The organism is Variovorax paradoxus, from assembly GCF_030811855.1.
Lineage (GTDB): Bacteria > Pseudomonadota > Gammaproteobacteria > Burkholderiales > Burkholderiaceae_C > Variovorax > Variovorax paradoxus_L.
On the sequence record NZ_JAUSRN010000012.1, the window covers coordinates 1 to 18439 of the forward strand.

The following is an 18439-nucleotide window of genomic DNA, read 5'->3' on the forward strand; positions in this document are numbered from 1 at the left end:
ACGCTGGCCACCGAGAAGCTGCAGGAATGCCACGGGATTGCGCTCAGCAAGGAAACGGTTCGTGCGCTGATGGTCGCTACAGGCTTGTGGACGCCCCGCAAACAGCGGGCGGCCAAGATCCACCAGCCGCGCAACCGTCGAGCGTGCGTCGGCGAACTCATCCAGATCGACGGCAGCGACCACGCGTGGTTCGAAGACCGAGCGCCATCGTGCACACTGCTGGTGTTCATCGACGACGCCACCAGCCAGCTGATGCAGCTGCATTTCGTGCCCACTGAATCGTCGTTTGCCTATTTCGAGGCAACGCGCTCCTACCTGGAACAGCATGGCAAGCCGGTGGCGTTCTACAGTGACAAGGCCAGCATCTTCCGCTCGGTGCGCGATTCGACCGACTTCGGTCGCGGCACGACGCAGTACGGACGCGTTCTCTTCGAGCTGAACATCGACATCATGTGTGCCAACACCAGCCAGGCCAAGGGCCGGGTCGAGCGTGCCAACCTGACGCTGCAGGATCGCCTGGTGAAGGAACTGCGCCTGCGGGAGATCAACACGCGCGAGGCGGCCAATGCGTTCGCGCCCTACTTCATCGCCGACTTCAATGCCCGCTTCGCCAAGGCGCCGCTGCGCGAGTTCGATGCGCATCGACCGGTGCGCGCCGATGAGGATCTGGATCTGCTGTTCACCTGGCGGCTGCAGCGCAAGGTGTCGCTGTCGCTCACGCTACAACACGACCGGGTGATCTACCTGCTCAAGGACTCGCCAGCCAACCGCAAGCTGATCCATCGGTACATCGATGTCTTCGAGTACCCGGATGGGCGCATCGAGCTGCGGGCCGACGGAGTCAACCTGGTCTATGAGCGCTATGACCGATTGCCGCAGGTCGACACGGCCGCCATCGTCGAGAACAAGCGCCTGAGCCACGCGCTGCAGGCTGCGCTGGTGATCCAGGCGCAGCGTGACGACAGAAGGAAGTCCAGTACGCCCTCGCGCACGAACCAGGGGCAGGCGCCCTACTCCACCAAGGCTTTGCCAGGGACCAAACGGTCCAGGCAGTTCACGTCACAGGACCTCGACGAAGCGGTCAGAGCGGTCTGCCGGGCACCCAAGAAAACAACCGTGTTGGCCTCCGGCTGAAAGACCTGTGCAGGCTCAAAGGCAAGGCAGTCACGGCGTTCGCCGGGCTCCATCCAAAAAGAAGAAATGCGACATTTCTATTTAGCCAGGAATGCGACATTTGAACTTGGCGTTGACACTGCGTGTAGCGGCTGATTAGTAATGTCGCGTTTGGCCCGAATAGAAATGTCGCATTGCTCCCCCGGTCCAGCTACCCGGTCCCAACCCTCACTGCAGCACCGGCGACCCACCAGCACCAAGCGAAACAGCGACGAGTTGATAGCCTTGCCCGTAGATGGCACGCAGGACAAACCCGTTCGCATCGCACAAATCCAGCTTTTTGCGCACTTTTGTTGCGCAGACGTCCACCGTGCGTTGACTCTCGAGTCGTCGTCTGTTTGCCCAGAGCGCGTCCAGCAGCCAGTCTCGCGTCAGCACCCGGCCGACATTGCGGAACAGTTCGAGTGCAAACGCAAGCTCGAGCGGTGAAAGACGGATCTCGCGTCCCCGGTGCAGGACGGTGGTGCTATCCGGAAGGAACTTGTAGTCACCCCAGGTCATTTCGTTGTCCAGTCGCGGTGCTCGCGAAGAACCGCGCCTTCGGTGAAGGAGTGTTTGCACTCGCCAGTTCAGCTCCTGAACGCGCGTCTGCAAGACATTGAACTCGATGACGTCATCCCATGCGGACTCATCGTTGGCGCGTGGCAGCAAAGATGACCAGTCCTTGTCGTTGACGACAAGCAATATCGGTATGCACAGTCGCTTGCACACTTCGGACATGCTTTGATGCAGTGACGGATCGTGCAGGGTCAAAAGCAACAGATCGAATCGCTGTCCGATGCAGAACGCGATCAGCAGCTCTGCTGCATCGGAAAACGCGGTGGGCTGATGCCCGAGTTCAACCAGCATTTCCTGCAATGCCGTTCTGCGTTCCTTTTCCGTCACCAAGAGAGCCACGGACAATGAGCGTTCATTCGTCATGATGATGCCGAACTTGGTTGAGGGACGCGCATGGCTGTTGTTGTTGTTCACCGCGTGCCAAATCCAATGCGGCCTCCGAGGTTGTGGCTTTCGGGAACTGCGACGACCGGAGCGAGCAATCGATATCCAATCCCTGCAACGCTCTCGATTTGCCACTCTCGGGTGAGATCGAAATCCAGTGCGTTGCGCAATCCAGCGATCCTTGCGTGAACGGATTTCTTCTCCGCTGGAGAACCGTGCGCGGCGACGATGAAGTCCAGACGCTGAGTGGGAACGACCCGATCCATGCCGTAGAAAAGCTCGATCGCCAGATCGAACTCGCAGGGCGTCAATCTCACTTCAGCAGAACCGATGGACACCGAGTGAGTCCGTGTATGAAACCGATAAGGTCCCCACTCGGGCGCAGCCGGGTTTATGCGGATGCGATGGCGCACCGCAAAATCGTGCAGCAGGATGTAAAAGCGGCTGAACGTGAAAGGACCGCTGGCAACGCCAGTATTGATGTCTTGCACCCGGACTGACGACGCCGGCGCCCTGCCCTCGAATGCCAATAGAACCGGAACGCCCTCGCCCATGACCTTGCGGACCTCGCTTGCAGGCGAATCTTGATGTTCGGTCGTCTCAAGGGAAGCGGGATACACGAACACCAGCAGTTCGAATTGCTGGAGGCGGCTGCCGAGCGACCGCAACTCGTCGATGTTCATGAATATCCAGGGCGACCGACCCAGCGCGCGCAGCGCCCGGCGCGAATCTTCGCCCGTCGACCCGGAAGCGCTCACCACGGCAATGTTGCGCCGACGATGCACCCACGATTTCGGCGGGATGGACGGTTCTGGAGTTCCCTGCGCCTCTTGGTTCACTTTCAAGCCAGCTCGCGGCCGGACGGGCCGGCCCTTGCGTTCGGAACAATGGAGAGTCATTGCGCGAACGAGGGCGAATGCCCTGGGGGCTGGGGTTGTGGCGTACTGCGCATCGCGTGACCTTCGATTCAGCGAACGAACGGTGTATCGCTCGCAAATGGGCGGTCAGTTTAGAAACATAAAGTTCTCTTTGCCAGCGATCTGACGATGTATTGCAATTCCCTCCCCCATTTATTGGCGGCACCTCGGGCCAATTGCAGAGGGATTCGCTGATCGCAATCTTGAAAGGCAGGAACGCGCAGCACGCTATGCACGTTTCGCATGGATTCGGCAAAAGAGCTTCATCCGGGCAGCGCCGGGGGTACTTCTTTTCGCCAGGCTCACGCCGTGAAGCCTCAGGGCCATGACGCCCAGGGCTCGTCGCCACTTCAGCAGCGATTTGCTGGACTCATTTCCGCCGGGACGTGATGAACAGGCGCGGACAGGTTATGGAGGATGCGCGTCCCCCTGCCCTGTCTGCGCCTCCGCGGGGCCATGAACGCCGTGGCGTTACGGGCGGCCACATCGCCAGCGCGCCTTCAGAAACTCGGCGCATCCTTGTCCGGCGGCCGTCCGGCGAGTGCCCTTTGCTGCTCCGCGAACATCTCGCCGATGTACGTGAGGAGGCTGTCGTCCGAGATCTTCGATGCCGCTGCGCGCGCATCTTTCGGTGCGGCCTTGGCTTCGTCGGCCGGGGCCACGGCGCTCGCAAGTTCAATCTGGGGGCCGCTCTGCTGGCAGGCAGCGGCAGCGAGGCCGAGTCCCGTGAGCGCTGCCGCATGCAATATTCTGGTGAAGTCCATATCGACTCCTTGGTGGTGGGGTGCTGGAGAATTTGGAATGCCGTTCGTGGCGGCCGGGCCGTTCGCGTTGAAGCGCGCGCCTTTGTCATTCCCCCCCGATGCAGAGCCAGTGCCATCGCACCACGCGCTGCCCGCAGTAGCGCTCGACCACGCGCGCAACCAGTTCCGTGTTGCCGGACATGGCCCATCGCCTGTCGAACCAGACCATGGCCTCGTACAGGTCGTCGGAGTCGCCCGTCGAGTCATACCGTTCCATCAGCGCTATGGAGAGTTCACGGTTTGAGAACTCGTCTCCGCTCCCGGCTTCGTTGCGCAGCAGGTCGAGCCTGGACGAGGCCGACAGGCCGGCGCGCGGGTCTGCTTTGCGGGTCGCGGCAACCGCTGCGGCGGGAGCGTGCATTGCCGACGCCATGAGGGCGCCAGACAGAAGCGCCCCGCTTGCGAAGGCGCCGATGAGCTGGATTCGCTTCGAGCGCCGGAGCTTGAATGCGCCCTGCGCTCCTTCGGACAAGCGTCGAACGGTGCGATGGAACATGGGATGAACTTTCTAGGCCCGCTTAGGTGCTGTGCAAGGGTAGGCTTTCGATGCGGCGAATGCGTCATCGGAATCGATGATGCGGCGCTGTGTTGCTGTCGTCGTGGCGCTTTGAGGCGCTGCCGTCGCGCGAGCGGATCTGCAAGGCTCGCTCGATGCCATCCCGTTTTCTACCGCGCGGTAGAAAAACCCGAAATCAACCTTCGAAAAGATCGTGAATCACCGTAGAAAAGGCCGCCATCTGCAGCCGCTTTTTCAATGCAACCGGAGTGCAGCGTACGCCTGGCTTTGGGCGTCGGCAATTGCACGAAAGGCATAGAAGCTCGGGGATTTCGGACGGCCTGCATCGTGAAAACCAACTTGAAAAATTGATCATTAACGACAGAGACAATTTGATGTTTGCGCGAGCTTGAAATCTATCCCGTGATGATCGGCCGCAACGTGTCGATCTCTTCGATCATGAAGTCGAAAAACGCAGCAACGCGCGGCGTGTGCCGCAGGTCGGCGCGGGTAAGAAGACGCCAGATGCGCGCCAGTTCGGATACGGGACCGAGCACGCGCACGAGTTCGGGTTCCACATCGGCAATGGCGGTAGGCAGCGGCGCAATGCCAACGCCGGCTTTCACGGAATAGAGCAGCCCGAGCACGCTGTTGTTGCGCGCGACCACCCTGCCGTGGGGAGCCACGTTTCGCAGCCACTGGGCTGCACGATGGTTGGCCATCGTCTCGTCGAAGCCGACGAGGTCGTGCTGCTCGAGCGCCTCGACGCGATCGGGCTGGCCGCAGCGTTCGACGTATTTGCGGCTCGCATACACCGCCCAGAGCGAATCGCCGATCTTGCGTCCGACCAGTTCGTTATCTACGGTATCTCCAGAGCGCAGGGCAACGTCGGCTTCGCCTTTCATCAGGTCGAGGTACTTGTCGCTCATCACGAACTCGACGCGCAGCCCGGGGTACCGCGCATGGAAGCGGTCGAGCAGCGTGGTTTGCGTGATGCGGTAGACCAGCGGCTCGGGGCAGGTCACGCGGATGACGCCCACCGCTTCGAGCTGGGCCGATTCGAGTTGCTGTTCAAGCGCGGCCACTGCCTTCGCGACGCTTTCCGCATAAGGCAGCAGCGCTTCGCCGAACTCCGTCAGGCGATAGCCGGTGGGATGGCGCTGCACGAGCTGGCGTCCGAGGCGCCGCTCCAACTCGGCCAGCCGGCGCTGGACAGTGGACTGGTTCACCTGCAGCGCACGGCCGGCGGCCAGCGTGCTGTGGTGGTGGGCCACGGCCAGAAAGTACTTGAGGTCGTTCCAGTCGAACATGGCGCGAGCTATGCGTTTGTGCGGCCCCATTCTGCATTCCTGCGGCTTACGCCGGGGCATCTCGGCGCCTATGCTGGGTTCAAACGGGGAGTGACAGCCACCAGATGCCGACCGACCCGGCGAAGTAAAGGATCGATGATGACCAACCCGTTGATCGCACCCGAAGTGGACGCCCAAGCGTTCAAGACCGCCATCCGCAGCGAGTGGGACCGCGCGGCCCCGGGATGGAACGGCCATGCGCCGCAGATACGGCAGTGGCTGGACCGCGCCACCGAGGCCATGCTCGAGATGGCCGGCGTCACAAAGGGTGCGCGCGTTCTCGACGTTGCCGCCGGCGCCGGCGACCAGACCCTCGACGTGGCGCGGCGCGTCGGCCCGGATGGCTTCGTGCTCGCCACCGATCTGTCGCCCGTGATCCTGGCGCTGGCACAGGACAACGCCAGGCGTGCCGGCTACGCCAATGTGCAGACGGAAGTGTCCGATGGCGAAAAGCTCCCGGTCGATAGCGCCAGCTTCGACGCGGTGGTGTGCAGGCTCGGTCTGATGTTCTTTCCGAATCCGCTGGAAGGCCTGCGCGAGATGCACCGTGCGCTCAAACCCGGCGGCGGTGCCTGCACGCTGGTATTCGGAAGACCCGAGCGCAATCCATGCGTCACAACCCTGATGTCGACGGCCATGAAGCATGCGGGGCTCGCGCCGCGCGACCCGTTCCAGCCCGGCACCCTGCTGAGCCTGGGGCGCCCCGGACTGATCGACGGGCTGTTCAAGGAGGCTGGGTTCACCGAGGTGGCCACCACGACGATCGATGCGCCGTTCAAGCTGCCCTCGGCCCGCCACTATCTGGATTTCGTCCGGGCGTCGGCAAGTCCGGTCCGGCAGATCCTGGGCCGTCTGGACGACAGTGCCGCGGCCGCCGCGTGGACCGAGATGGAGGAGCGCCTCGCCGCCTTCAACACCCCGTCAGGTTGGGAAGGCCCGAACGAACTGTTGCTGACGGCCGGCCGCCGGTCGCAGTAGCTTCAGCAGCCTTCAACCGCCACCAGCGAGTCGACCGCTGCCGGCTGACGCAGCGCGAGCAGCGGCGCGTACTCGGGCGAGGCGAACCAGTCGCGGATGTGCTGCATCGAAGGAAACTCGATCACCACCAGGCGACTGGGCTGCCAGCCGCCCTCCAGCACTTCGAGAGTGCCGCCGCGCACGATGAAACGGCCGCCGAATTTTTGGATGACGGGCAAGACCTGCGCCTTGTATTTGTCATAGATCTCGTGGTCGTGGATTTCGGTCTGCGCAATCAGGTAGGCGGGCATGGCGGTCTCCTTCTTTTGCCGGCAATCATGCGGATGGCCGGCACGCGAAGCAATACCCTGCCGGCGTCCTCAGGCCTCCAGCGCCTCCAGCGGTCCAAAGAACTCGTAGCGCAGCTGCTGCTTCGGCACGCCGAGCGCCAGGCCGTTGGCATACACCGACTTCATGAAAGGCTTCGGCCCGAGAAAGTAGAGATCCACGTCGCGGTCTTCAGGCAGCTGCTGCGCGAGCAACTCGCGGGTCACGAAGCCGGTGGCGTGCGGCCGGTCGGCATCGCGCGGCGTGTCGTAAACATAGACAGGCTTCACGTTGGCATGCTTGGCCGCCAGCGCGTCGACGCGCGCGCGGAACGCGTGGGCGCCGCCATGCCGCGCCGCGTGGATGAAATGCACCGGCCGGCCGGTGTGCGCCATCGACTCGAGCATGCTCATGGCCGGCGTGATGCCGACACCGCCCGTCACCAGCACCAGCGGGCGCGCGCTTTCGCCGGTGGTGGCTGTGGGCTGCAGCACGAAGTCGCCGCAGGGCGCCTGCACCTTCAGCAGCGTGCCGACGGTGGCGGCCTGATGCAGCCAGTTCGATGCCTTGCCGCCCTCCTCCTTCTTGACGCTGATGCGGTACCAGGCCTTGCCCGGTGCATCGGACAGCGAGTAGTTGCGCCGCAGGGGTTCGCCGTCGATGTTCAGCACCAGCGTGAGGTACTGGCCCGGCGAGAACGTGAGCAGTGGACCGCCGTCGGTCGGCTCCAGGTAGAACGAGGTGATGACTTCGCTCTCGTCCTCGCGCCTCGCCACGCGAAACTCGCGCTCGCCGCGCCAGCCGCCGGTCTGCGCGGCGTTGGCGCGGTAGACCTCTTCTTCCGCTGCGATCAGGAGTGCCGCCAGCGATTGGTAGGCCTCGCCCCATGCCGCGATGATTTCGTCGGTTGCGGCGTCGCCGAGCACGTCCTTGATGGCACGCAGCAGGCAGGCGCCGACGACCGGGTAGTGCTCCGGCAGCACGCCCAGGGCAGCGTGCTTCTGAATGATGCGCGGCAGCGCGCCGGCAATTTCATCGAGGCGATCGATGTACGTGGCATAGGCCAGCACCGCGCCCGCGAGCGCCCGCGCCTGGCTGCCGGCGGCCTGGTGCGCCTCGTTGAAGAACGCCTTCACCTCCGGATGGCTCTCGAACATGATCCGATAGAAGTGGCTGGTGATGGCCTCTCCATGTGCCTGAAGCGCGGGCACGGTGGCTTTGACGATGGCGATGGTCTGCGGGTTCATGGTGGGTCTGTCTCGGGTTGAAAAAATGAAGCTCGCTATTCCCTCTCACGTTCCGTGCCAGCCGGCCGGCCCCTCGCAAGTGCCCGTGGACACTGGGGATTCTCGATACGTGGTCAAATTCGCAACAGAATCAATGTTGCATTCATGACCACAGATAGTGTCAATCAGACTACGGCCAGCGAAGGCAGCCGCTATCGCCCTCTCCTTGCCGCGGCGCGCGAACTCGTCCGGTGCGATGCCGCCGCGCTGCTGCAGCTCGACGGCCAGGTGTTGAGGCCGGTCGCGGTGGATGGGCTGAGCGACGAGACGCTGGGGCGGCAGTTTCCGATCGCGTCTCACCCGCGCTTCGCCCGCCTGCTCGAAAGCAGCCGGGGCCTGCGCTTCGCCCACGACTGCGGCCTGCCCGATCCCTACGACGGCCTGGTTTCGGGACAGCCGGGCATCCTGCCCGTGCACGACTGCATGGGGGCACCGCTGCGGCTGCGCGGCGTGGTCTGGGGCTTGCTGACACTGGACGCGCTCGAGCCCGGCGCGTTCGAGACCGTGACGCCGGCGCAGCTTGACGCCATGGTCACGCTGGTGGAGACCGGCATCGAGGCCGCCCACACGATCCAGGAAATGGAAGCGCGCGCCATGCGCGAGCACGCCCTCGCACAGGCCCTGCGTTCGGGCCGCGGCACCACGCGCGAGCTGCTCGGGAGCAGCGCCGCGATGAAGCAGTTGTGCAGCGAGATCGACACAGTGGCGGTGTCCGACCTCACGGTGCTGCTGCTCGGCGAAACCGGCGTGGGCAAGGACCTGGTGGCGCAGCGGCTGCATGCGCATTCACGGCGCCGCGAGCAGCCGCTGGTACAGGTGAATTGCGCGGCGCTGCCCGAGTCGCTGGCCGACAGCGAGCTGTTCGGCCACAAGCGCGGCGCATTCACCGGCGCGGTGCAGGACCGCGACGGCAAGTTCGAGATTGCCGACGGCGGCACGCTCTTTCTCGACGAAGTGGGTGAACTGCCGCTGACGGTGCAAGCCAAGCTGCTGCGCGTGCTGCAAAGCGGCGAGGTGCAGCGGCCCGGTAGCGACCGCACGCTGAAGGTCGACGTGCGCGTGATCGCGGCCACCAATCGCGACTTGCCCGCTGCGATTGCGCAGGGGCGCTTCCGCGCCGACCTCTACCACCGGCTCTCGGTCTATCCGCTGGTGGTGCCGCCGCTGCGCGAACGCGGCCGCGACGTGGTGGCGCTGGCCGGCGGCTTCCTCGAAGAGAACCAGCATCGCCTGGGTGCGCGCAACCTGCGGCTGTCGCCGGCCTCGAAGGCCTCACTCCTGGCGCACAGCTGGCCCGGGAACGTGCGCGAACTCGAGCACGTGATCAGCCGCGCATCGCTGCGGGCCTTCACGGAGCAGCGCCGCGGCGCGCGCTGGACCGCGATCGAGCCGCATCATCTGGCGCTGGATGCGACGGCAGCCGGCAGTTCAGGCAGTTCCCAGGCACCGTCCGCGCCACCTCTGCCCTCCCCTGCGCATGCGGCGGTTTCAACAGGCCTTCACGCGGGCGTTATTGCCGCGGGCGGCACACTGCGCGAAGCCACGGAAGCCTTCCAGCGGGCGTGGCTTGCTGACGCGCTGGCGCGGCACCACGGACACGTGGCCAACGCCGCGCGCGAGGCCGGCATCGACCGCAGCAACTTCCATCGCACACTGCGCAAGCTCGGCATGCGGCCGTCCGCCTCAAGCGACTGAACGCGCGCCGCGCTTCGTGGCCGGCGCCGGCCGAAGCGATTCGAAGGCCTCGGCGAGCGACAGCACGCGGCCGCAGTTCACCGCCTGGTAGCCCGGCAGCCGGTTCACCGCCTCCTGGTAGGCATCGCTGCGCAAGATGGCCAGCATCCGCTGCACGATGGGCGCGGTGAGCGAGCGCTCGTCGCACAGCAGGAAGTAGCGCTCCACCTGGTTGGAAATGAAGTCCAGCTTGAACTGGCGCGCCGGCGTTTCCACGCCATAGCCCGCATCGGCCATGCCGCTGGCCACGAAGGCCGCCACGGCCGCATGCGTGAACTCGCATTGCTCGTAGCCCTTGATCGACTCGGGCGCGATGCCCTGCTCGCGCAACTGCAGGTCGAACAGGTAGCGCGTGCCCGAGCCCGCCTGCCGGTTGATGAAGCGGACACCGGGACGCGCCAGGTCGGCCAGCGTGTAGATCTTCTTCGGGTTGCCCGGCGCCACCATCAAGCCCTGATGGCGCGTGGCCATGCCGATGACTTTCTGCGTGTCGGGGTTGAGCCAGGCGCCGTAGTGGGCGATGGCTTCGGCCTCGAACGCGCCGAGCGGCACGTGAAAGCCCGCCACGTCGCAACTGCCGTGGTGCAGCGAGGCCACGGCTTCTTCGCTGCCGCAGTAGCGCAGGTCACCCGGCACCTGCGCCGCGGCCAGGAAGCCGTGCAGCGCCTCGATCGCGAAGCCATGGCTCGCGTGGATGCGCAGCAAGGTGGGCGCGGTGGGAATCAGCTTCTCGATCTCGGCGCCCAGCTCGGACGCGAGCGAATCGAGCAGCGGCGACAGGCGCGCGGTGATGCGGCGGTCAGCCCACACCAGCTTCTCGCCCAGCGGGGTGAGGCTGGAGCCCTTGCCGCGCTGCATGGCCACCAGCGGCTGGCCGAACATGGTTTCGCCCTGCCGGATGAGCTCCCAGGCATGGCGGTAGGACACGCCGCTGGCGGTGCAGGCGCTCGACAGGCTGCCGTGCTCCAGCACCTTCACCAGCAGTTCGATCACCCGCGGCGCCAGCGCCGCGCCGTCGGGCTGGCGAATGGTCCATTGCGGCTTGATGTGCACTTCATGCATGAGTTTCGGCTTTTGAAAGCATATTTATTGGGCTGAACGCCTCATATTGTGGCGCCTTCTTTCACTCCATACACTCGCACAACCACGAATATCGCAACTCCAATTAGGAGATCGAAAGCATATGCAAGACCTGGGCACCGCGACCGCCATCGCCGCCGCACACAAGGATGTTCCGGGCGGGCTGCTGCCCGCGCTGCACGGCATCCAGGATGCGCTGGGGCACATCCCGCCAGAGGCCGTGCCCCTCATTGCCGAGCAGTTCAACCTGTCGCGGGCCGAGGTGCATGGCGTGGTCAGCTACTACCACCACTTTCGTTCCGCGCCGGCCGGCCGCGTGCTGGTGCAGGTCTGCCGGGCCGAAGCTTGCAAATCCATGGGGGCGGATGCGCTGCTGGCACATGCGGCGGATCGACTGGGCTGCGACGTGCACGGCACTTCGGCGGACGGGCAGTGTTCGCTGGAGCCGGTGTTCTGCCTCGGCCTGTGCGCATCGTCGCCGGCCATCGCGGTGAACGACGAGGTACATGCGCGCATCACGCCGGCGCTGTTCGACGCCATCGTCGAAGAAGCAAGGAGCGGTTCATGACCGTCACGCTCTATGTTCCGCGCGACTCCGCGGCGCTGGCCGTCGGCGCCGAGCGGGTCGCCCAACGGATCGCGGCGGAAGCCCGTGCGCGCCATGCGGACGTGCGCATCGTGCGCAACGGCTCGCGCGGCCTGTTCTGGCTGGAGACGCTGGTCGAAGTGGCAACGCCGGCGGGCCGCGTGGCCTACGGGCCGGTCTCGCCGGCCGATGTCGCCGGCCTGTTCGATGCCGGTTTTCTTTCCGGCGGCGCCCATGCGCTGAACCTGGGCCTGACCGAAGAGATTCCCTACCTGAAGAAGCAGGAGCGCCTGACCTTCGTCCGCATGGGCGTGACAGACCCGGTCTCGGTGGCCGACTACGAGGCGCATGAAGGCTTTGCGGGACTGCGCCGCGCGCTCACGCTCACACCCGCGCAAATCGTGCAGCAGGTGCTCGACTCCGGGCTGCGCGGCCGCGGCGGCGCCGCATTCCCGGCCGGGATCAAGTGGAAGACCGTGCTGGCCGCGGAGGCGCCGCAAAAATACATCGTCTGCAATGCGGACGAAGGCGACTCGGGCACCTTCTCCGACCGCATGACGATGGAAGGCGATCCGCTGATGCTGGTCGAAGGCATGGTCATCGCAGGCATTGCGACCGGCGCGACCGAGGGCTACATCTACGTGCGGTCGGAATACCCGCATTCCATCGCCACGCTGAACGAGGCCATCCGCAATGCGGAGCAGGCCGGCTTTCTCGGCGACGACATCTTGGGGTCGGGCCACCGCTTTCGCCTCATCGTGCGCAAGGCGGCCGGCGCTTACGTGTGCGGCGAGGAGACCGCGCTGCTCGAAAGCCTGGAAGGCCGCCGCGGCATCGTGCGCGCCAAGCCGCCGCTGCCCGCGCTGCAGGGGCTGTTCGGCCAGCCGACCGTGATCAACAACGTGATTACGCTGGCCTCGGTGCCTCTCATCCTGGCGCGGGGCGCGGACTTCTACAAGCACTACGGCATGGGCCGCTCTCGCGGCACGCTGCCGTTTCAGCTGGCGGGCAACATCCGGCATGGCGGCCTGGTTGAAAAGGCATTCGGCCTCACGCTGCGCGAACTGCTCTACGACTTCGGCGGCGGCAGCGCGAGCGGCCGGCCGATCAAGGCGGTGCAGGTGGGTGGCCCGCTGGGCGCCTACGTGCCCGAATCGCAATGGGACTTGCCGCTGGACTACGAGGCCTATGCGGCCGTGGGCGCGGTGGTCGGGCACGGCGGCATCGTGGTGCACGACGACACGGCCGACATGTCGCAGCTGGCCCGCTACGCGATGGAGTTCTGCGCGATCGAGTCCTGCGGCAAGTGCACGCCCTGCCGTATCGGCTCCACGCGCGGCGTGGAAGTGATCGACAGGATCACCAGCAACCAGAACCGGCCGCAGCAGGTCATTCTTCTGCGCGACCTCTGCGACACCATGCTGCACGGCTCGCTCTGCGCCATGGGCGGCATGACGCCCTACCCCGTGTTGTCCGCCATCAATCACTACCCGGAGGACTTCGGCATCGAAGCCCCCGACCGCGCCGCGGCCTGACCGGCGATACGAACAGGAGACACTCCATGCTGAACCCATCGCAAGAGATCGACTACGGCACGCCCAGGCGCGAGTCCACCGAGGAAGTCACACTCGAGATCGACGGCACGCCGGTGACAGTGGCCAAAGGCACCTCGCTGATGCGCGCGGCCGTCGATGCCGGCGTGCAGGTGCCCAAGCTGTGCGCGACCGACAGCCTGGAGCCCTTCGGCTCCTGCCGGCTCTGCCTGGTGGAGATCGACGGGCGCAAGGGCTATCCGGCGTCGTGCACCACGCCGGCTGAAGCGGGCATGAAGGTGCGCACGCAAAGCCCGAAGCTGCAGGAACTGCGCAAGGGCGTGATGGAGCTCTACATCTCCGACCATCCGCTCGACTGCCTCACCTGCGCCGCCAACGGCGACTGCGAGCTGCAGGACATGGCCGGCGTGACCGGGCTGCGCAACGTGCGCTATGGCGACGGCGGCGCCAACCACCTGAACAGTGCCAAGGATGAATCCAACCCCTACTTCACCTACGACCCGTCCAAGTGCATCGTCTGCAACCGCTGCGTGCGTGCCTGCGAAGAGACGCAAGGCACCTTCGCCCTCACCATCAGCGGCCGCGGCTTCGAGTCGCGCGTGTCGGCGGGACAGGACCAGCCCTTCATGGAATCCGATTGCGTGAGCTGCGGCGCCTGCGTGCAGGCCTGCCCCACCGCCACGCTGCAGGAAAAATCGGTGATCTGGCTGGGCCAGCCCGAGCACAGCGCCATCACCACCTGCGCCTACTGCGGCGTGGGCTGCGGCTTCAAAGCCGAGATGAAGGGCAATGAAGTGGTACGCATGGTCCCCTGGAAGGACGGCAAGGCCAACGAAGGCCATTCGTGCGTGAAGGGCCGCTTTGCCTGGGGCTATGCCACCCACAAGGACCGGGTACTCAAGCCCATGATCCGCAGCAAGATCTCCGACCCGTGGCAGGAGGTAAGCTGGGACGAAGCCGTCAACTACGCCGCCAGCGAGTTCCGCCGCATCCAGGCCAAGTACGGCACCGATTCCATCGGCGGGCTCGTGTCTTCGCGCTGCACCAACGAAGAGGGCTACCTGGTGCAGAAGCTGGTGCGCGCGGCGTTCGGCAACAACAACGTCGACACCTGCGCGCGCGTGTGTCATTCGCCAACGGGCTATGGGCTGAAGCAGACCATGGGCGAATCGGCCGGCACGCAGACCTTCAAGTCGGTGGAAAAGTCGGACGTGATCATGGTGATCGGCGCCAACCCGTCCGACGGCCATCCGGTGTTCGCGTCGCGCATGAAGCGGCGCCTGCGCGCGGGTGCCCGGCTGATCGTGATCGACCCGCGCACCATCGACCTTGTGAAGTCGCCGCACGTCAAGGCCGACCATCACCTCAAGCTCAAGCCAGGCACGAACGTGGCGGTGATCAGCGCGATGGCGCATGTGATCGTGACCGAAGGGCTGGTCGACGAAGCCTTCGTGGCCGAGCGCTGCGAGGCCAAGTCGTTCAACGAGTGGCGCGAATTCGTCGCGCGTCCGGCTAACTCGCCCGAGGCGATGGAAGCGGTGACGGGCGTGCCGGCCGCCGACCTGCGCGCCGCCGCGCGGCTCTTCGCACAGGGCCATGACGGCAAGCGGAATGCCGCCATCTATTACGGCCTGGGCGTCACGGAGCACAGCCAGGGCTCGACCATGGTGATGGGCATCGCGAACCTGGCCATGGCCACCGGCAACGTGGGCCGCGAAGGCGTGGGCGTGAACCCGCTGCGCGGCCAGAACAACGTCCAGGGTTCGTGCGACATGGGATCGTTCCCGCACGAGCTGCCGGGCTACCGCCATGTGTCGGACAGCACCGCACGCGGCAGTTTCGAATCCGCATGGGGCGTGGAGCTGCGGCCCGAACCGGGCCTGCGCATTCCCAACATGTTCGATGCCGCCATCACCGGCAGCTTCAAGGGCCTGTATTGCGAAGGCGAGGACGTGGTCCAGTCGGACCCGAACACGCAGCACGTGGCCGAGGCCATGATGGCGATGGAGTGCATCGTGGTGCAGGACCTGTTCCTGAACGAAACCGCCAAGTACGCCCACGTGTTCCTGCCGGGCGCGTCGTTTCTGGAAAAGGACGGTACCTTCACCAATGCCGAGCGCCGCATCTCGCGCGTCACCAAGGTCATGCCGCCGAAGGCCGGCTACGCGGATTGGGAGGTGACGCAGCTGTTCTCCAACGCGCTGGGCTACCCCATGAACTACGCGAGCGCCGAAGAGATCATGAATGAGATCGCTGCGCTGACACCGACCTTCACCGGCGTGAGCTACGCGAAGCTGGCAAAGCTGGGCAGCGTGCAGTGGCCGTGCAACGAGGACGCGCCGGAGGGTACGCCGACCATGCACATCGGCGAATTCGTGCGTGGCAAGGGCAAGTTCATCATCACGCAGTACGTGCCCACCGACGAGAAGGTCACGCGCATGTACCCGCTGATTTTGACCACCGGGCGCATCCTGTCGCAATACAACGTGGGCGCGCAGACCCGCCGCACCGAGAACAACCAGTGGCACAGCGAAGACCGGCTCGAGATCCACCCGAACGACGCCGAGGACCGCGGCATCGCCGAAGGCGACTGGGTCGGCATCAAGAGCCGGGCCGGCGAAACCGTGCTGCGGGCCACCATCACCGAACGCGTGCAACCGGGCGTGGTGTACACCACCTTCCACTTCCCCGAATCGGGCGCCAATGTGATCACCACCGACAACTCCGACTGGGCCACCAACTGCCCCGAGTTCAAGGTGACCGCGGTTCAGGTGATGCCGGTGATGCAGCCTTCCGAATGGCAGCAGGAGTACAGCCGATTCAACGCTCTGCAAGAAGAACTTCTGAACAAGCGGCTCGAACAGGCGGCAGAAACGGCGGCAGCCAAATGAACCTGGCCGACATACCGCTGCGGCCAGGAGGCGCGGAGCTATTGCCCGTGCGCGGCGTGCGCGCGCGCCAGGCATTCGACAACCGCGACTGGGTGGCCGTGGAGGTGCCGGTCGCGCTGGAGTTCAATGGCATCGCGCACGCCGTGATGCTTGCAACGCCGACCGACTTGGCGGACTTTGCGCTGGGCTTCGCGCTCAGCGAGGGCATCCTGCTCGGGCGTGGTGAGCTCTACGGCATCGAGGAGGAGTTCGCGCCCGAAGGCATCACGCTCAAGCTCGACGTCGCGAGCGCGGCTTTCGCGCGGCTGAAAGAGCGCCGCCGCTCGATGGCCGGACGCACGGGCTGCGGGTTGTGCGGCACCGAGAGCCTGGCCCATGTCGCGCGTGCGCTGCCTTCCCTGCCGCACGGCCCGGCACTTTCGAAAAACGCGGTTGCCCGCGGCATGCGGGAGCTTGCATCGCTGCAGGTGCTGCAGAAGGTCACCGGCGCCGTGCACGCGGCGGCCTGGTGCACCGCAAATGGCGAAGCCCTGCTGGTGCGCGAGGACGTCGGGCGGCACAACGCGCTCGACAAGCTCGTGGGTGCGCTTGCGAAAAGCACGCTGGACGCGTCCACCGGCTTCATCGCCGTGACCAGCCGCGCAAGTTTCGAGATGGTGCAAAAGACCGTCGCAGCCGGCGTGCCGCTGCTGGCGGCGGTGTCGGCCTCGACCTCGCTGGCCACGACGGTGGCGCTAGACGCCGGCCTGACGCTGGCGGGCTTCGTGCGCGGCGACGACCTGGTCATCTACACCCACCCGTGGCGGCTGAACGGCTCGCCCGCCAACGCCTGAGGTTTTCTGCAATGCACGTCGACCAGCTGATTCGCATGGTGAACCAGATGGGCAGCTTCTTCGAAGCCATGCCCGACCGCAGCGAAGCCCTGCATGACCTGGCGCAGCATCTCAAGCGCTTCTGGGAGCCGCGCATGCGCAGGGAACTGCTCGCGCACCTGGATGCCGATGGATCCGGGGAACTGAACCCGGTCTCGGCCGAGGCGATCCGGGTTCACCGGGCGCTGCTCGAATAGCGCAAAGGGCTGCACGAGGCGCCGTGCCGGGTAACCTCGCGGCATGGATTCCCTGATTGCCGCTTCCGCGCGTGCGCTCGCTGCCGGCGACGCACTCGGCGCCCTCAAGCGGGTCGCCCTGCGCGAAGACCCGCCCGCGCTGGCCCTGCGCGGCATCGCGATGGCCCAGCTGGGCGAGCATCCGCGCGCGCGCGAACTGCTGCGGCGCGCCAGCCGCGGCTTCGGGGCCCATGAAGAACTGGCGCGCGCACGCTGCGTCGTGGCCGAGGCGGAGGTGGCCATGGCCATGCGCGATTTCGGCGGCTCGCCGCGCGCGCTGGCGGCGGCGGCGGAGACGCTCGATGCGCACGCCGACCGCGCCAACGCGATGCAGGCGCGGCTCATCGCGGCGCGCCGGCTGCTGCTGCTCGGCCGGCTCGAAGCTGCCGCGGCCGCGCTGGCGCCACTGGACGTGCGCGACCTGCCTCCCATGCTGGCGGCCGTGGCCGAGCTGACTGCGGCGGAACTGGCGCTGCGCTCGCTGCACATCGCTCCGGCACGCGCCGCGCTCGCCCGTGCGCGCGAGGCGGCCGGCCGCGCGCGCGTGCCGGCGCTGCTGGCCGAGGTGGCGGAGACGCAGGCCGCGCTCGACCGCCCCGCCGCCCGGCGCCTCTTCCCCGGTGGCGAGCAGCCGCTGCGCCTGGGCGAAGTCGCAGCGGTGCTGGCCTCCGATGCGCTGGTGGTCGACGCCTGCCGCCGCGGCGTGGGCTGCGGTGAAGCGTGGCGGCCGCTAGCGCGCCGGCCGGTGCTCTTTGCACTGGCGCGTGCATTGGCCGAGGCGTGGCCCGGCGATGTCGATCGCGAAGCCTTGATCGCTTACGCGTTCAACACCCGCCGCCCGGACGAGACGCATCGCGCGCGCCTGCGGGTTGAGATCGGCCGCCTGCGTGCACTGATCGCCCCGCAGGCCGGCATCGAGGCCACCGCGCGCGGCTTTGCGCTCAAGCCGCGCGATGCACGCGACGTGGTCGTGCTCGCACCGCCCATCGACGGCGAGCAGGCCTCGCTGGTGGCGCTGCTCTCCGATGGTGCGGCCTGGTCGACCTCGGCGCTCGCGCTGGCACTGGATGCGAGCCAGCGAACGGTCCAGCGCGCCCTCGTCGAGCTCGAAGCCGAAGGCCGGGTGCGCTCCATCGGCCGCGCGCGGGCGCAACGCTGGCTGGCGCCTCCGCTCGCGGGATTCACGACGATCTTGTTACTCCCCGCTGCGCTGCCGATTGAATAGAGTTGTCTCCGC

17 protein-coding genes are annotated in these 18439 nt (G+C 66.0%); 9 read left to right on the top strand and 8 right to left on the bottom strand.

Going from position 1 to position 18439, the window contains the following annotated elements; all coding sequences use genetic code 11:
• The coding region (locus J2X92_RS20805) for an ISNCY family transposase (RefSeq protein WP_307578322.1) at window positions 1-1134 on the top strand (1134 nt) is incomplete at its 5' end.
• A 207-nt stretch (window positions 1135-1341) separates the two neighbouring features.
• Here J2X92_RS20805 and J2X92_RS20810 read toward each other — a convergent pair.
• The 5 genes from J2X92_RS20810 to J2X92_RS20830 form a co-directional block, all read right to left on the bottom strand.
• The gene (locus J2X92_RS20810) at window positions 1342-2145 is read right to left on the bottom strand and encodes a response regulator transcription factor (protein ID WP_307578324.1); all 804 of its coding nucleotides are present in this window, start codon (window positions 2143-2145) and stop codon (window positions 1342-1344) included.
• Complete coding sequence (locus J2X92_RS20815; protein WP_307578642.1) at window positions 2142-2954, bottom strand: winged helix-turn-helix domain-containing protein; 813 nt, start codon at window positions 2952-2954, stop codon at window positions 2142-2144. Before J2X92_RS20815 ends, J2X92_RS20810 begins: the two co-directional genes overlap by 4 nt.
• 578 nt (window positions 2955-3532) lie before the next feature.
• A complete protein-coding gene (locus J2X92_RS20820) occupies window positions 3533-3796 on the bottom strand; it encodes a hypothetical protein (RefSeq protein WP_307578326.1) in 264 nt (87 codons plus the stop codon).
• 85 nt (window positions 3797-3881) lie between these two features.
• Window positions 3882-4196, bottom strand: coding sequence for a hypothetical protein (locus J2X92_RS20825; RefSeq protein WP_307578328.1), 315 nt, complete (start codon window positions 4194-4196; stop codon window positions 3882-3884).
• A gap of 551 nt (window positions 4197-4747) precedes the next feature.
• Entirely contained in the window at window positions 4748-5641 is an 894-nt protein-coding gene (locus J2X92_RS20830; protein ID WP_307578330.1) for a LysR family transcriptional regulator, read from the bottom strand.
• Between the two features lie 138 nt (window positions 5642-5779).
• Between J2X92_RS20830 and J2X92_RS20835 the strand changes: the two genes are divergently transcribed.
• Window positions 5780-6658 carry a class I SAM-dependent methyltransferase gene (locus J2X92_RS20835; RefSeq protein WP_307578332.1) on the top strand — a complete coding sequence of 293 codons (879 nt, stop codon included), beginning with the start codon at window positions 5780-5782 and terminating at the stop codon, window positions 6656-6658.
• Window positions 6659-6660: 2 nt separating this feature from the next.
• On the opposite strand, the gene J2X92_RS20840 is transcribed toward J2X92_RS20835, so the two are convergent.
• Together J2X92_RS20840 and hmpA are read right to left on the bottom strand one after the other, a co-directional pair.
• Entirely contained in the window at window positions 6661-6948 is a 288-nt protein-coding gene (locus tag J2X92_RS20840) for a DUF1330 domain-containing protein (protein WP_307578334.1), read from the bottom strand.
• Between the two features lie 69 nt (window positions 6949-7017).
• Window positions 7018-8211: an NO-inducible flavohemoprotein gene (gene hmpA / locus J2X92_RS20845; protein WP_307578336.1), complete on the bottom strand. Its 1194-nt coding sequence runs from the start codon at window positions 8209-8211 to the stop codon at window positions 7018-7020.
• A gap of 144 nt (window positions 8212-8355) precedes the next feature.
• On the opposite strand from hmpA, the gene norR reads away from it, so the two are divergent.
• On the top strand, window positions 8356-9945 hold the full coding sequence (gene norR, locus J2X92_RS20850) for a nitric oxide reductase transcriptional regulator NorR (RefSeq protein WP_307578338.1): 1590 nt from the start codon (window positions 8356-8358) through the stop codon (window positions 9943-9945).
• Here the strand turns inward: norR and J2X92_RS20855 are convergent.
• The gene (locus tag J2X92_RS20855; RefSeq protein WP_307578340.1) at window positions 9934-11046 is read right to left on the bottom strand and encodes a substrate-binding domain-containing protein; all 1113 of its coding nucleotides are present in this window, start codon (window positions 11044-11046) and stop codon (window positions 9934-9936) included. The genes norR and J2X92_RS20855 overlap by 12 nt on opposite strands.
• A 121-nt stretch (window positions 11047-11167) precedes the next feature.
• On the opposite strand from J2X92_RS20855, the gene J2X92_RS20860 reads away from it, so the two are divergent.
• From J2X92_RS20860 to J2X92_RS20885, 6 genes are read left to right on the top strand one after another with little or no spacing between them, the layout of a single operon-like run.
• Window positions 11168-11632, top strand: a complete 465-nt coding sequence (locus tag J2X92_RS20860; RefSeq protein ID WP_307578342.1) for a formate dehydrogenase subunit gamma — start codon at window positions 11168-11170, stop codon at window positions 11630-11632.
• Window positions 11629-13185, top strand: a complete 1557-nt coding sequence (locus tag J2X92_RS20865) for a formate dehydrogenase beta subunit (protein WP_307578345.1) — start codon at window positions 11629-11631, stop codon at window positions 13183-13185. The genes J2X92_RS20860 and J2X92_RS20865 overlap by 4 nt, the downstream gene beginning before the upstream one ends.
• A 26-nt stretch (window positions 13186-13211) precedes the next feature.
• The gene (gene fdhF, locus J2X92_RS20870; protein WP_307578347.1) at window positions 13212-16094 is read left to right on the top strand and encodes a formate dehydrogenase subunit alpha; all 2883 of its coding nucleotides are present in this window, start codon (window positions 13212-13214) and stop codon (window positions 16092-16094) included.
• Window positions 16091-16927, top strand: a complete 837-nt coding sequence (gene fdhD / locus J2X92_RS20875; protein WP_307578349.1) for a formate dehydrogenase accessory sulfurtransferase FdhD — start codon at window positions 16091-16093, stop codon at window positions 16925-16927. The genes fdhF and fdhD overlap by 4 nt, the downstream gene beginning before the upstream one ends.
• A gap of 11 nt (window positions 16928-16938) precedes the next feature.
• A complete protein-coding gene (locus tag J2X92_RS20880; protein WP_093014171.1) occupies window positions 16939-17163 on the top strand; it encodes a formate dehydrogenase subunit delta in 225 nt (74 codons plus the stop codon).
• Between the two features lie 43 nt (window positions 17164-17206).
• Window positions 17207-18427, top strand: a complete 1221-nt coding sequence (locus J2X92_RS20885) for a helix-turn-helix domain-containing protein (RefSeq protein ID WP_307578351.1) — start codon at window positions 17207-17209, stop codon at window positions 18425-18427.
• The last annotated feature ends 12 nt before the right edge of the window (window positions 18428-18439 follow it).

Excerpts from the sequence above, each read along its gene's own strand:
- J2X92_RS20820 (WP_307578326.1), bottom strand. The coding sequence starts at position 3,796 with ATGGACTTCACCAGAATATTGCATGCGGCAGCGCTCACGGGACTCGGC.
- J2X92_RS20825 (WP_307578328.1), bottom strand. The coding sequence starts at position 4,196 with ATGCACGCTCCCGCCGCAGCGGTTGCCGCGACCCGCAAAGCAGACCCG.
- J2X92_RS20830 (WP_307578330.1), bottom strand. The coding sequence starts at position 5,641 with ATGTTCGACTGGAACGACCTCAAGTACTTTCTGGCCGTGGCCCACCAC.
- J2X92_RS20835 (WP_307578332.1), top strand. The coding sequence starts at position 5,780 with ATGACCAACCCGTTGATCGCACCCGAAGTGGACGCCCAAGCGTTCAAG.
- J2X92_RS20840 (WP_307578334.1), bottom strand. The coding sequence starts at position 6,948 with ATGCCCGCCTACCTGATTGCGCAGACCGAAATCCACGACCACGAGATC.
- hmpA (WP_307578336.1), bottom strand. The coding sequence starts at position 8,211 with ATGAACCCGCAGACCATCGCCATCGTCAAAGCCACCGTGCCCGCGCTT.
- norR (WP_307578338.1), top strand. The coding sequence starts at position 8,356 with ATGACCACAGATAGTGTCAATCAGACTACGGCCAGCGAAGGCAGCCGC.
- J2X92_RS20855 (WP_307578340.1), bottom strand. The coding sequence starts at position 11,046 with ATGCATGAAGTGCACATCAAGCCGCAATGGACCATTCGCCAGCCCGAC.
- J2X92_RS20860 (WP_307578342.1), top strand. The coding sequence starts at position 11,168 with ATGCAAGACCTGGGCACCGCGACCGCCATCGCCGCCGCACACAAGGAT.
- J2X92_RS20865 (WP_307578345.1), top strand. The coding sequence starts at position 11,629 with ATGACCGTCACGCTCTATGTTCCGCGCGACTCCGCGGCGCTGGCCGTC.
- fdhF (WP_307578347.1), top strand. The coding sequence starts at position 13,212 with ATGCTGAACCCATCGCAAGAGATCGACTACGGCACGCCCAGGCGCGAG.
- fdhD (WP_307578349.1), top strand. The coding sequence starts at position 16,091 with ATGAACCTGGCCGACATACCGCTGCGGCCAGGAGGCGCGGAGCTATTG.
- J2X92_RS20880 (WP_093014171.1), top strand. The coding sequence starts at position 16,939 with ATGCACGTCGACCAGCTGATTCGCATGGTGAACCAGATGGGCAGCTTC.
- J2X92_RS20885 (WP_307578351.1), top strand. The coding sequence starts at position 17,207 with ATGGATTCCCTGATTGCCGCTTCCGCGCGTGCGCTCGCTGCCGGCGAC.